Annotated in this window: 11 protein-coding genes; 10 read left to right on the top strand and 1 reads right to left on the bottom strand. The window is 78.1% G+C overall.

From position 1 onward, the window contains the following. Nucleotides 1–198 precede the first annotated feature (198 nt). The 5 genes from JOD57_RS01925 (at nt 199) to JOD57_RS01905 (ending at nt 5,216) form a co-directional block, all read left to right on the top strand. Nucleotides 199–516, top strand: coding sequence for a hypothetical protein (locus JOD57_RS01925; protein WP_204690365.1), 318 nt, complete (start codon nt 199–201; stop codon nt 514–516). Continuing rightward, a complete protein-coding gene (locus JOD57_RS01920; RefSeq protein ID WP_204690364.1) occupies nt 516–1,313 on the top strand; it encodes a TlyA family RNA methyltransferase in 798 nt (265 codons plus the stop codon). The genes JOD57_RS01925 and JOD57_RS01920 overlap by 1 nt, the downstream gene beginning before the upstream one ends. An 88-nt stretch (nt 1,314–1,401) precedes the next feature. Beyond that, nucleotides 1,402–2,460 carry an NAD kinase gene (locus JOD57_RS01915; protein WP_204690363.1) on the top strand — a complete coding sequence of 353 codons (1,059 nt, stop codon included), beginning with the start codon at nt 1,402–1,404 and terminating at the stop codon, nt 2,458–2,460. Further along, on the top strand, nt 2,435–4,345 hold the full coding sequence (gene recN / locus JOD57_RS01910) for a DNA repair protein RecN (protein WP_307824374.1): 1,911 nt from the start codon (nt 2,435–2,437) through the stop codon (nt 4,343–4,345). Before JOD57_RS01915 ends, recN begins: the two co-directional genes overlap by 26 nt. Nucleotides 4,346–4,499: 154 nt before the next feature. Then, nucleotides 4,500–5,216, top strand: coding sequence for a class I SAM-dependent methyltransferase (locus JOD57_RS01905; RefSeq protein WP_204690362.1), 717 nt, complete (start codon nt 4,500–4,502; stop codon nt 5,214–5,216). 694 nt (nt 5,217–5,910) lie between these two features. Here the strand turns inward: JOD57_RS01905 and JOD57_RS01900 are convergent. After that, nucleotides 5,911–6,801, bottom strand: coding sequence for a TetR/AcrR family transcriptional regulator (locus JOD57_RS01900; RefSeq protein WP_307824373.1), 891 nt, complete (start codon nt 6,799–6,801; stop codon nt 5,911–5,913). Between the two features lie 215 nt (nt 6,802–7,016). On the opposite strand from JOD57_RS01900, the gene steA reads away from it, so the two are divergent. From steA to JOD57_RS01875, 5 genes are read left to right on the top strand one after another with little or no spacing between them, the layout of a single operon-like run. Then, complete coding sequence (gene steA / locus JOD57_RS01895) at nt 7,017–8,153, top strand: putative cytokinetic ring protein SteA (RefSeq protein WP_307824372.1); 1,137 nt, start codon at nt 7,017–7,019, stop codon at nt 8,151–8,153. After that, entirely contained in the window at nt 8,150–9,103 is a 954-nt protein-coding gene (locus tag JOD57_RS01890) for a copper transporter (RefSeq protein WP_204690360.1), read from the top strand. The genes steA and JOD57_RS01890 overlap by 4 nt, the downstream gene beginning before the upstream one ends. Continuing rightward, nucleotides 9,100–9,987: a hypothetical protein gene (locus JOD57_RS01885; RefSeq protein ID WP_204690359.1), complete on the top strand. Its 888-nt coding sequence runs from the start codon at nt 9,100–9,102 to the stop codon at nt 9,985–9,987. Before JOD57_RS01890 ends, JOD57_RS01885 begins: the two co-directional genes overlap by 4 nt. Then, nucleotides 9,984–11,648, top strand: coding sequence for a murein biosynthesis integral membrane protein MurJ (gene murJ, locus JOD57_RS01880; protein ID WP_204690358.1), 1,665 nt, complete (start codon nt 9,984–9,986; stop codon nt 11,646–11,648). Before JOD57_RS01885 ends, murJ begins: the two co-directional genes overlap by 4 nt. Next, nucleotides 11,641–12,777 carry a glycosyltransferase family 4 protein gene (locus tag JOD57_RS01875; RefSeq protein WP_204690357.1) on the top strand — a complete coding sequence of 379 codons (1,137 nt, stop codon included), beginning with the start codon at nt 11,641–11,643 and terminating at the stop codon, nt 12,775–12,777. Before murJ ends, JOD57_RS01875 begins: the two co-directional genes overlap by 8 nt. Nucleotide 12,778 lies beyond the last annotated feature (1 nt).

Raw genomic sequence — 12,778 nt, 5'->3', positions numbered from 1 at the left:
GGCGCCCGGCCGCGTCCGCGCCGGGCGGCCCGCGGGAGGCCGTCGATCCCGTTCGAGCCCCTGTCGGTGTCGTCCCCGGCCGGTACCCTCGCGGGCCGGAGGGATCGCAGTCCTCTGCCTCTCCGCCGTGCCGGTGCCGCCCGCCTGGCGACCCCCCGTCCCGTCCCCGTCCCGCTCCCCGTCCGAGAGGTGCGCGCCATGACCGAGCCGAGCCGACCGCGTCCGGTCCCCGGCCCGCCGCGGCCCGGTCCCGCCGGTCGGCCGGCGACCGGTGCGGCAGCGGCCGGCTCCGCGGCGACCGGTACCGGGCGGCCCGGGCGCGTGGACCCCGAGGGCGCTGCGGGTGGGGCGCCGGCCGCCGGCCGCGACGGTGCCGGGAGCCCCGGTGCCGGGAGCGAGGGCGCGAGCGGCCCGTACGCCGGGCTCGCCGGGCGTCCGGTCGCCGAGCACGTCGCCGTCTTCGAGGCCGAGCACGACCGCCTGCAGCGCGAGCTCGCCACGATCGACCAGCTCTGATGGCCCGTCGCAGCCGGCTGGACGCCGAGCTCGTGCGCCGCGGCCTGGCACGCTCCCGGGAGCACGCCGTCGAGCTGATCGCCGAGGGCCGCGTGGCCGTGTCGGGCCGGGCGGCCACCAAGCCGGCGACCGGCGTGGACGCCGGCACGCCGGTGGTCGTCCGCACCGATCCCGACGAGCACCGCTGGGTCTCCCGCGGCGCGCACAAGCTGCTCGGTGCCCTGCAGGCGTTCCCGGTGCCGGTCGAGGGCCGCCGCGCGCTGGACGCCGGCGCCTCCACCGGCGGCTTCACCGAGGTGCTGCTCACCCGCGGGGCGTGCGAGGTCGTCGCCGTCGACGTCGGCTACGGCGAGCTGGCCTGGTCGCTGCGCACCGACGAGCGGGTGCGGGTGCACGAGCGCACCAACGTCCGGACGCTGACGCCCGAGCAGATCCACGGCCCCGCCGACCTGGTCGTCGCCGACCTCTCCTTCATCTCCCTGCGGCTGGTCCTGCCCGCGCTCACCGCGTGTGCCACCGACGGCGCCGACCTGCTGCCCATGGTCAAGCCGCAGTTCGAGGTCGGCCGGGAGCGGCTGGGGGCCGGCGGCGTCGTCCGCGACCCGGCCGCCCGCGCGGCCGCCGTCCTGGAGGTGGCCACGGCCGCCGCCGACCTGGGCTGGGGGACCGCCGGCGTCGTCGCCAGCCCGCTGCCCGGCCCGGCCGGCAACGTCGAGTTCTTCCTGTGGCTGCGGCGCGACGCCGGCCGGCCCCGGGAGGACGACGTGCTGCGCGCCGTCGAGGAGGGACCGCGGTGAACGCCACCCGCCCCACCACGACGCCGGTGGCGTGGCAGGAGCACGCTGGGGACCGACGGCGTCCCACGACGCACAGCGAGGAGGACCGATGAGCGAGGCCGGCCAGTCCGAGTGGCGTCCCGGCGGCGGGCGGCACGTGCTGCTGGCGGTGCACACCGGGCGGCAGGACATCGTCGAGCTCGCCCGCAGCTCCGCCGCGCGGCTCGCGCGCGCCGGCATCACCGTGCGGGTGCTCGCCGACGAGGCCGCCGAGCTGCGGATCGAGGGGGCCGAGGTCGTCCCCACCGACGCCGAGGCCGCCCGCGGAGCCGAGATCGTCATGGTCTTCGGCGGTGACGGCACCTTCCTGCGCGCCGCCGAGCTAGCCCGCTACAGCCACGCCGCGCTCATGGGGGTCAACCTCGGCCGCGTCGGCTTCCTCGCCGAGACCGAGCCCGAGGCGGTCGAGGAGACGCTGACGGCCATCGAGGGCTGCGAGTACTCGGTGGAGAAGCGCCTGGCCATCGAGGTCGACGTCCTCGACGCGGCCGGCGGCGTCGTCGGCGGCACCTGGGCGCTCAACGAGGTCTCGGTGGAGAAGGCCGAGCGGTCGCGCGTCCTCGACGTCGTCATCGCCGTCGACGGCCGGCCGCTGACCAGCTTCGGCTGCGACGGACTGCTCTTCGCCACCCCCACCGGCTCGACCGCCTACGCGTTCTCCGCGGGCGGCCCGGTGGTGTGGCCCGACGTCGAGGCGCTGCTGCTGGTCCCGTCCAACGCCCACGCCCTGTTCGGCCGGCCGCTGGTCACCTCGCCGGACTCGGTGCTCTCGGTGGCCATCCCGCCCGACGGCAACCGCGCCCGGGTCTCCGCCGACGGCCGGCGCGCCCTCGACGTGCCCGACGGCGGCCGCGTCGACGTGCGCCGCGCCGCCCGGCCGGTGCGCATCGCCCGGGTGCACCCGGGCGCCTTCGGCGACCGGCTGGTGGCCAAGTTCGGCCTGCCCGTGCGCGGGTTCCGCGACGCCCGGCGGCACGACCCGGGCCACGAGCTGCGGCCCTCCCGCAACGTGCTGATGCGCGACGTCGTCTCGCTGCCCGGCGCGGACGCCGCGGCAGCACCGACCCGGGAGGAGGTGCGCGGTGGCGCCGCGGACCCCGACGCGTGAGCGCAGCGGCCGCAGCGGCCGCAGCGGCCGCGCCGGCATCGCCCCGGCCGAGGAGACCCGGACCGCCCCGGCCGGGGGGATCCCGGCTCCCGCACCGGCCGACGTCGCCGTGGACGGCGGCGCGCCGGCCCGGCGCGCGTCCGACGACGGCCGGGGCCGGCTCACCGAGCTGCGCATCCGCGGGCTCGGCGCCATCGACGACGTGACCCTCGAGCTCGGCCGCGGCCTGACCGTGGTCACCGGCGAGACCGGCGCCGGCAAGACGATGGTGGTCACCGGGCTGACGCTGCTCTTCGGCGGCCGCGCCGACCCCGGGCGGGTGCGCGCCACCGGCCGGGCTGGGGTGGAGGGCCGCCTGGAGCTGCCGCCGGACTCCCCGGTGTGGGCGCGGGCCGCCGACGCCGGCGCCGAGCCCGACGACGACGGCAGCCTCATCCTCGCCCGCACGGTCAGCGCCGAGGGCCGGTCGCGGGCGCACCTCGGCGGGCGCAGCGTGCCCGTCGGTGTGGTGTCCGAGCTGGCCGAGGGACTGCTGGCGGTGCACGGGCAGAGCGACCAGCTGCGGCTGTCCCGCCCGGCCGAGCAGCGCCACGCCCTCGACCGCTACGCCGGCGCCGCCCACCTGCAGCTGCTCGAGACCTACCGCGCCGCCTACGCCCGCTGGCGGGAGCTGGCCGCCGACCTCGACCGCCGCCGCGGCCAGGCCCGCGAGCTGGCGCAGGCCGCCGAGGTGCTGCGGCACGGCCTGGAGGAGATCGAGGGCCTCGCGCCAGAGCCCGGCGAGGACGAGGCGCTCGACGCCCAGGCCAGGCGGCTCGGCGACGCCGACGCGCTGCGCGCCGCCGTCGACGAGGCACGGATGGCCCTGGTCGGCGACGTCACCGGCGACCTCGGCGCCGAGGGGCTGCCGCAGGACGCCACCGCGGCCCTGGCCGGCGCCGAGCGGGCGCTCGCGCACACCGACGACCCCGCGCTGGTGCTGCTGGCCCGCGACCTCGCCGACGCCGTCGCCGTGGTCTCGGACGTGTCGGTGCAGCTGGCCGGGTACGTCGCCGACCTCGACGCCGACCCCGCGCGGCTGGCCGAGGTGCTCGACCGGCGGGCGGCGATCACCGCGCTGGTGCGCAAGTACGCCGACCCGGGGGAGGGGCTGGCCGGCGTGCTGGCCTGGGCCGACGACGCCCGGCGCAAGCTCGGGGAGCTCGACGTCTCCGACGAGGCGCTCGAGGCGCTCGAGGCCGCCCGCGACACCGCCCGCGCCGAGGTCGACGACCTCGGGGCCCGGGTGTCGGCCGGGCGCCGCGCCGCCGCCGACGGGTTCGCCGCGGAGGTGGGCCGGGAACTGGCCGGCCTGGCGATGAAGAGCGCCCGGGTGTCCTTCTCGATCGACAGCCACCCCGGCGAGCCCGGCCCCGACGGCGTCGACGAGGTCGCGCTGCTCATGGCCGCGCACCCCGGAGCCCCGCCGCGGCCGGTGCACCGCGGCGCCTCCGGTGGTGAGCTCTCGCGGGTCATGCTGGCCATCGAGGTCGTGTTCGCCGGCGCCGACCCGGTGCCGGTGATGGTGTTCGACGAGGTCGACGCCGGCGTCGGCGGCCAGGCGGCCGGTGAGATCGGCCGGCGGCTGGCCCGGCTGGCGCGCGAGCACCAGGTCGTCGTCGTCACCCACCTCGCGCAGGTCGCGGCCTTCGCCGACACCCACCTCGTCGTCGACAAGTCCCCGGACACCGCCGCCGGGGTCACCGCCACCGACATCCGCGCCGTCGACGGCGAGGACCGGATCCGCGAGCTGGCCCGCATGCTCTCCGGCCTGGCCGACAGCGACACCGGCCAGGCGCACGCGCGGGAGCTGATCGCCGTCGCCGCCGCGGCGCGGGTGGACTGAGCGGCGCAGCGGCCGAAGCGTGGCACACGACCGGGTGGTGGAACGCAGGAGTGTGGATCACCCGGGACGGGTAGGTCGCCGTCGTGCGTGCGCTGAAGCCGACCCCGAACCCGTCCCGCCCGGTCGCCCGGGCCCGCCGTGCCGGGGGCGTGCGATGAGCTGCTTCGACTCCGCCGACGAGTCGGCGCACTACGGCTTCTCCGTCTGCATGCTGCTGCAGCAGTACCGCGAGCAGCTGGGGTGGCAGTCCGCTCCGGTCGTCGAGCTGGGCACCGGTGACGCCTCGGCCATCGCCGACGTCGTCGCGGGCTTGCCGGGCCTGCGCGTGCACAGCTACGACATCAGCGCCGACTCCGTCGAGAGCGCCCGGGCCAACATCGCCGAGCGCGGCGTGTCCGACCGCTACACCGTCGAGCTCGGCGACTTCTTCGACCAGGCCGACGCGGTGGGCGGCGAGCCGGTGAGCACGGCGATCGCCAACCCGCCCTACATCCCGGCGCCCGACCGCGACATCCTCATGCCCGAGCTGTGGGGCGGGGTGCGCGGCAACGACCTGACGCTGCAGCTGCTCAAGGCCGGCTACGACAACGTGATCACCGCCGTCGCCAGCTACGCCGACCCGGTCACCACGCTGACGACGGCGGCCGACCTCGGCTACCGGGTGGTCAACTTCCTCGCGATGGGGCTGGACTACGGCCCCTACAGCAGCGAGCCCAAGGTGCGCGAGCACGTCCGGCGGCTCGTCGCCGAGGGCCGCGGCTGGGCCGGTGACGACGAGTACATGGTCGCCGTCGCGCTGCTCACGCGGGACCCCGCGATCCCCGGCGACCGCGCCGACCAGCTGCTGCACGCACTGCAGCTGGAGGTCTGAGCCCCCGCGTCAGCCGAGGGCAGGCAGAGCGCCGACGCGTCGTCGGCGCAGGCGCCCGACGCCACGGTGACCTCGTCCCACGGGACCGTGGCGTTCGAGCCGGCCTCGTTGCGGAGCCGGTCCAGCCGCACCACCAGGTCACTCGTCGGCGCCGCGTCCCGGGCGACGACGTACACGACCACGGTGGCCGCAGAGCCGGTCCCGGGGCCCGTCCCGATGCCCTCCGTGGTGGGCGTGGCCGTCCCCTGGCACCAGCGGGTGCCGGGCACCGAGGACCCGGCGAGGACGGCGGTGCCCGGGCGGGGCGGGCCGCCGTCGGCCGCGGTCAGCGTGACGTCCAGGGCCAGCCCGGACATCCCCCGGCCCGAGGTGTCGGCGAAGCCGACCTCCAGCGCGAGCGTCCGCACCGAGCCGTCGTCGGGGAGGGCGCAGTCGGCGGCCACGGACCCCCGGCAGCGGCGGCGGCCCCACGGTGACGGCGGAGCGGGTGACCCGCACGGACCCGGAGAACGCGATCCCGCCGTGGCGGTCGGTCAGCGATGCCGCGGCCACCTCGACGCCACGACGGCGGCTGCGCAGGTGAGGACCGCCGTCCGCTTCGGGGTGGTCACGGAGCCGGAGACAGCCGGAGCCGGGCCGCCCGCGGGGCAGCCGGACGGGTGGACCCGCGGTGTCGTCCGCGAGTCCGACGGGGTCAGCGCCGCTTGGCGTACCCGGCGAGCCCGAACTGCAGCAGCGACAGGCCGCGCCGCCCCGCCGCGCGCAGCTCGCCGGCGAGGTCCGGTCCGGTGACGCCGGCCAGCACCCGGTCGCGGGCGAGCTCCAGCAGCCGGCCGTAGAGGGCGGTGACCGCCGAGGCGGTCAGCTCGGGCTCCACCGCCCCGGCCGGCGCGCCGGTCTCCTCGCGGATCTGCGCGGCCAGCGCGGTGGTCAGCTCGCCGAGGATCTCCCGCTCGCGGACCTGCAGCGTCCGCGAGCCCCGCACCACCCGGGCCATCGCCGCCACGCCCTCGGCGGCCTCCGGGACCCCCAGTTGCGTCATCGCCGAGACCAGGAAGGTCCCCGCGGCCGCGGCCACCGACTCACCGGCCGGCCGTGACGCGACGGCGCCCAGCAGGGCGGCGCGCATCGGCGGGTCGGTGGACAGGACCAGCCCCTCCTTGACCGGGAAGTGGTTGAACACCGTCTTCTCCACGACGCCGGCGCGCTGGGCGATCTCGACGACGCTGACCGCGTCGAAGCCGCGCTCGGCGAACAGCTGCGCGGCCGCCTCGACGATCCGGTCGCGGGTCTCCAGCCGGCGCTGCTCGCGCACCCCGGCGCCCCGGCGCCGGCCGGGGGCGCGCTCACCGGCGACCGGCTCGGGGGCCGGGTCGACGGCGGGCGGCTCGGGGGCCGGGTCGACGGGCGCAGCGACAGGAGGCGCGGCGGCAGGCGGCGCGGCGGCCGGCGGCGGGAGGGCCGGTGCCGGAGCGGCGCCGCCGGGCACCGCGCGCATGACCGGCGGGGGCAGGGGCGTCCGCGCGTCGTCCGCGGCCCCGGGCGGGGTCGCCGGGACGCTGGCAGCTGGAGCCCCACGTGTCACGGCGGCGACGCTAGCCAGCGGAGCTGGGAGCTCCGGCGCGGCAGGTGGTGCAGGAGCGCCGGGCGTGTCGCCCTGTCCGTGGTGTCGGACACCCTCCGTGACCGGGTCGTCGCCGATGCGCGTCGGACGGCAGGTCTCCGAGGGCCCCGTGGGAGCATGCGTCAATGCGCATCGGCACCCTGCGACGGAGCCGGGCCCAGGAGACCGAACCGGGTGTGAGCGGCACCGTCCGGCTGGACCGTCGCACCAAGAACCTCACCAAGCGCCTGCGGCCCGGCGACATCGCCGTCATCGACCACGTCGACATCGACCGGGTCAGCGCCGACTCGCTGGTCTCCGCCGGCGTCGGCGCCGTGGTCAACGTCGCGCCGAGCATCTCCGGCCGCTATCCCAACCTCGGTCCGGAGATCCTCACCACCGCGGGCATCCCGCTGGTCGACGGCGTCGGCAAGGACGTGTTCGGCGCCCTCAAGGAGGGCGCGCAGGTCCGCGTCGAGGGCAACCGGCTGTTCACCGCCGACGGTCAGGTCGTCGCCGAGGGCACCGAGCAGACGCCGGACTCCGTCGCCGCCGCGATGACCGAGGCCAAGGCCGGCCTGTCCACGCAGTTGGAGGCCTTCGCCACCAACACGATGGAGTACATGAAGCGCGAGCGCGCGCTGCTGCTCGACGGCGTGGGCGTGCCCGACGTCGCCACGCCGATCGAGGGCCGGCACGTGCTGGTCGTCGTCCGCGGCTACGACTACAAGGAGGACCTGCAGGCGCTGCGGTCCTACATCCGCGACTACCGGCCCGTGCTCGTCGGCGTCGACGGCGGGGCGGACGCGCTGGTCGAGGCCGGCTACTCGCCCGACATGATCATCGGCGACATGGACTCGGTCAGCGACCACGTCCTCAAGAGCGGTGCCGAGGTCGTCGTGCACGCCTACGCCGACGGCCGCGCGCCCGGGCTCAAGCGGGTCCAGGACCTCGGCGTGGACGCCATCACCTTCCCCGCCGCGGCCACCAGCGAGGACATCGCGATGCTGCTGGCCGACGAGAAGGGCGCCAAGCTCATCGTCGCCGTCGGCACGCACGCCACGCTGGTGGAGTTCCTCGACAAGGGCCGCGGCGGCATGGCCTCGACGTTCCTCACCCGGCTGCGGCTGGGCGGCAAGCTGGTCGACGCCAAGGGCGTGAGCCGGCTCTACCGCAGCCGCATCTCCGGCGTCGCGCTGGTCGTGCTGGTCCTCGCCGCGCTGCTGGCGATCATGGCCGCCGTGGCCGTGACCACCGCCGGGCGCATCTACCTCGACCTGCTGGTCGACCAATGGGACAGCTTCGTGTTCTGGCTGGAGAACCTCTTCTCGTGATCGACTTCCGCTACCACCTGGTCTCGCTGATCGCGGTCTTCCTCGCCATCGCCCTCGGCCTGGTCATCGGCGCGACCCAGCTGTCCGGCCCGCTGCTGGACAACCTGCAGGGTCAGGTGACCTCGCTGCAGGAGGACAAGCGGGCCCTGGAGACCCAGACGCAGGACCTGCAGGCCCAGGCCGACACGAGCAACGCCTTCGAGTCCGCCGTCGCCCCGGCCCTCGTCCAGGGCACCCTCACCGACCGCAGCGTGCTGCTCGTGCTGGCCTCCGAGGACGTCACCACCGACACCGTCGAGGAGGTCACCGCGCTGGTGACCGAGGCCGGCGGCACGGTCAGCGGGCAGATCACCGTGCAGCCCGAGTACAGCGACCCGGCCAGCGAGCCGGGCCTGCAGAGCTACGTCACCGGCCCGGGCCGCCCGACCGGCGTGCAGCTGCCGGAGACCGACGACACCGGCCAGCTCGTCGGCGCGCTGCTCGCCCAGGTGCTGATGATCCCGGCCGACCCCGCGGCGCCGGCGCCCGACACCGCCGCCGTCTCCACCGTCTTCGCCGGGCTCTCCGCGCTGGAGGTCCTCTCGCAGGACTCCGACGCGGTGACGCCGGCCGACGTCGCCGTCGTGCTCACCGCCGGCGCCCCGGACGCCGAGGAGGCCGCCGACCGGACCGACTCCCTCGTCGACCTGGTCACCGCGCTGGACGCCGCGGGCTCGGGCGCCGTCGTCGCCGGGGACGGCGAGTCCGCAGGGGAGACCGGCCTGGTCGGCGTCGTCCGTGCCGACCCCCAGGTCTCCGCGGCGGTCTCCACCGTCGACAACGTGACCAGCCCCGCCGGCCAGATCAGCACCGTGCTGGCGCTGGGCCGCGAGGGCGAGGGCACCTCGGGCAAGTACGGCACCGGCGAGGACACCCAGCCGGTGCCGCCGGTGCCCGCCGCCGTCCCGTGACCCCCGGACGCCGCGCGCTGCTGGCCCTGGCCGGGGCGGCGGCCGCCCGCGCCGGCCTGGCCGCGGCGGCGGCGCTCGACGCCCGCCCCGCCGGCGCCCCGTGGCGGCGCACCAACTACGCCGGCCGGCCGGTCACCCTGCTCGGCGGCCCCGCGCTGGCCGCCGCCGCGACCGCCGGCGCCGCCCTCGGCGCGCCGGCGGGCACCCGCGGTGCCGCCGTCGTGGCCGGGGCGGTGTCCGGGCTGGTCGGCGGCTACGACGACCTCGCCGGCGCCCGGCCCGAGCAGGCGCGGGACAAGGGGCTGGCCGGGCACCTGCGCGCGCTGCGTGCCGGGCGGGTGTCGGCCGGGGCGGTCAAGGTCGCCGGGATCGGCGCCGCGGCCGCGGTGGCCGCGCTCCTCGTGGAGGACCCCGCTGCCCCCCGTGCCTCGCTCCGCTCGGCCCGGGACCCTGCAGCGGGGCCGTTGCACCGCCTCACCAGCGTCGACGCCGTCCTGACCACCGGGCTGGTCGCCGGCACGGCCAACCTGGTCAACCTGCTCGACCTGCGCCCGGGACGGGCGGCCAAGGCAGGCGCGCTGGCCGCGGCGGCCACCCTGGGCGGCCCGGCCGGCGACCTGGTCGCCGGGCCGCTGGGCGCGGCGCTGGCGGTGCTGCCGGCCGACCTCGGCGAGCGGGTGATGCTCGGCGACGCCGGCGCCAACGCCCTCGGCGCGGTCCTGGGGCTGCGGCTGGCCGCGGTCCCCGGGCGACCGGCGCGGGCGGCCCTGCTGGCCGCGGTCACCGCGCTCACCCTCGCCAGCGAGCGGGTGAGCTTCACGGCGGTCATCGAGGCCACGCCCGGCCTGCGCGAGCTCGACCGGCTCGGCCGCCGTCCGGCATGAGCCCGGGAGGGCCGGCGGCCACCGGGACCGCGCCGGGACGCCGCCGCCAGATCGCCCAGGGCGTGGCCGGCGCCGCGGCGCTGATCGCCGTCCTCACCGTGCTGGCCCGGCTGGCCGGCTTCGGCCGCACGCTGGTGTTCACCAACGCCGTCGGCGCCGGCAGCACCGGCGACACCTACACCGCCGCCAACACCGTCCCGAACATCGTCTTCGAGGTGGTCGCCGGCGGGGCGCTGGCCTCGCTGGTGGTGCCGATGCTGGCCGGGGGCATCGCCACCGGCGACCGCGAGCAGGTCCGCCGCACCGCCTCGGCGCTGCTGGGCTGGACGCTGCTGCTGCTGGTCCCGCTGGCCGCGCTGGTCGCCGTCCTCGCCGGGCCGATCGCCCGGCTGCTGCTGGGCGGTGGCACCGACGCCGAGGTCGCGCTGGCCGCCCGCTTCCTGCTCGTGTTCGCCCCGCAGGTCGTCCTCTACGGCATCGGTGTCGTGCTCACCGGCGTCCTGCAGGCCCACCGCCGCTTCGCCGGGCCGGCGATCGCGCCGCTGGTGTCCAGCGTCGTGGTCGCCGCGTCCTACGCGCTGTTCGCGGTCCTCGGTGGCGCCGGCTCGGTGCAGCGGCTCTCGGCGCCGGCCGAGCTGGTGCTGGGGGTGGGGACGACGCTCGGCGTGGCGGCGCTGGCGTGCTCGCTGGTGCTGCCGGTGCGCCGGCTGCGGCTGGGCCTGCGGCCGTCGCTGCGCTTCCCGGTCGGTGCCGCGCCGCGGGTGCGCCGGCTGGCCGTCGCGGGGGTGCTCACGCTGGCCGGCCAGCAGCTGGTGGCCGCGGTCGCCATCCGGCTGGCCAACGACGGCGCCCCCGACGGCACCCAGGTCGTCTACACCGCCGGGCTCACGCTGTTCCTGGTGCCGTGGGCCGCCGTCGCCGTGCCGCTGGCCACCTCGGCCTACCCGCTGCTGGCCGAGCGGGCCGACACCGGCGACGAGGCGGGCTACCGGCGGGCCCTGGCGCCGGTGACCGTGCTGGTGGTCGTCGCCACGCTCGCGGCGGCGGCCGTGCTCGTGGCCGTCGCCGGGCCCATGGCGCGCGTCTTCCTGGTCACCGGCAGCGCCGACGACGTCGCCGCGCTGCGCGACACCATCCTCGCCTTCGCGCCCGGGCTGGCCGGCTACGGGCTGGTCGCCGTCCTCACCCGGGCCCTGTACGCCCGCGGGCTGTGGAAGGCCCCGACGGCGTGCGTGCTCGGCGGCTGGCTGCTGGCCGTCGCCGCCGACGTCGTGCTCGCGGCGGCGCTGCCGGCGGCCGACCGGGCGCCGGCCCTGGCCGCCGGGCACAGCCTCGGCGTGACCGTCGCCGGCCTCGCGCTGCTGGCCGTGACCGCGCGGGTGACGGGGTCCGCGGGGCTGGCCGGGCTGGCCCGCTGCGGGCTGCCGGCGCTGCTCGCCGCGGTCCTCGGCGCCGCCGCCGGCCTGCTCGTGGCCCGGGCGCTGGACGCCGACCCGGTGCCCACCGGGTCGCTTCCCGCGACGGTGGGCAGCGGGCTGCTCGCCGCGGCGGCCGTGACCGTCGTGGCCGCGGCGGTCATGATGGGGACGGCGCGCCGGCCGCTGACCGCGGCGGTGCGCGCCCTGCGCACGCCCGGCCGGACGGAGGTGGACGGTGGCTGAGCAGGCCCCGCTGGCCGGCCGCCGGGTCGCCGAGGTGCTGGCCACCAGCACCGGTGGCGTCGGCACCCACCTGCGCTCGTTGCTGCCGGCGCTGGCCGGTGCGGGGGCGACGGTCACCGTCTGCGGGCCGGCCGCCACCGACGCGCTGTTCGGCTTCTCGTCGGCCGCCGCGTTCTCGCCGGTGGAGATCTCCGCCGGTCTCGACCCGGTCGCCGACGTCCGCGCCGGGGTGGCGCTGCGCCGGGCGCTGGCCGGCGCCGACCTGGTGCACGCCCACGGGCTGCGCGCCGGGCTGGTGGCCGCGGCCGCGGTGCGCCTCCGGGGCGGGCGCCGCCCCCTCGTCGTCACCCTGCACAACGCCCTGCCCGACCGCTCCGGCCCGCTGCGGCGGGTGCTCGCGCGGGCCGAGCGGGCCACCGTGCGCGCCGCCGACGTCGTCCTGGCCGCCTCCGGTGACCTCGCCGGCAACGCCCGCCGGCTCGGCGCCCGGGACGTGCGGGTGGCCCCGGTGGCCGCGCCGGCGCTGCCGCCCGCGACGCGCACCCGGGACGACGTCCGCGCCGAGCTGGGCCTGACCGACGGGCGCCCGCTGGTGCTCGCCGTCGGCCGGCTGCACCCGCAGAAGGGCTACGACGTCCTCCTCGACGCCGCGGCGACCTGGGCCGCCGCGCCGCGCCCGCCGCTGGTCGCCGTCGCCGGGGACGGGCCGCTGCAGGCCGAGCTGGCCGCCCGCGTCGACGCCGGGCGGCTGCCGGTGACCCTGCTCGGCCGCCGCACCGACGTCGCCGACCTGCTCGCCGCCGCCGACCTCGCCGTCCTGCCCTCGCGGTGGGAGGCGCGCTCGCTGACCGCGCAGGAGGCGCTGCGGGCCGGGACGCCGCTGGTGGCCAGCCGCGCCGGTGGCCTGCCCGAGCTGCTCGGCGACGCAGCCGAGCTGGTGCCGCCCGGGGACGCCGCGGCGCTGGCGGAGGCGGTGGGCGCGCTGCTCGCCGACCCCTCCCGCGCGACCGCGCTGGCCGCCGCCGGGCGGGAGCGGGCCGCCGGGTGGCCCGACGAGGCGGCCACCGCGCGGCAGCTGGTCGCCGTCTACCGAGAGCTGCTCGGGCCACCGGGAGGCGACGCGGGGTGAG

The organism is Geodermatophilus bullaregiensis (assembly GCF_016907675.1).
Taxonomy (GTDB): Bacteria; Actinomycetota; Actinomycetes; order Mycobacteriales; family Geodermatophilaceae; genus Geodermatophilus; species Geodermatophilus bullaregiensis.
The sequence above is the reverse complement of the archived record's forward strand: the minus strand, read 5'-3'. Positions and strand labels throughout refer to the sequence as shown.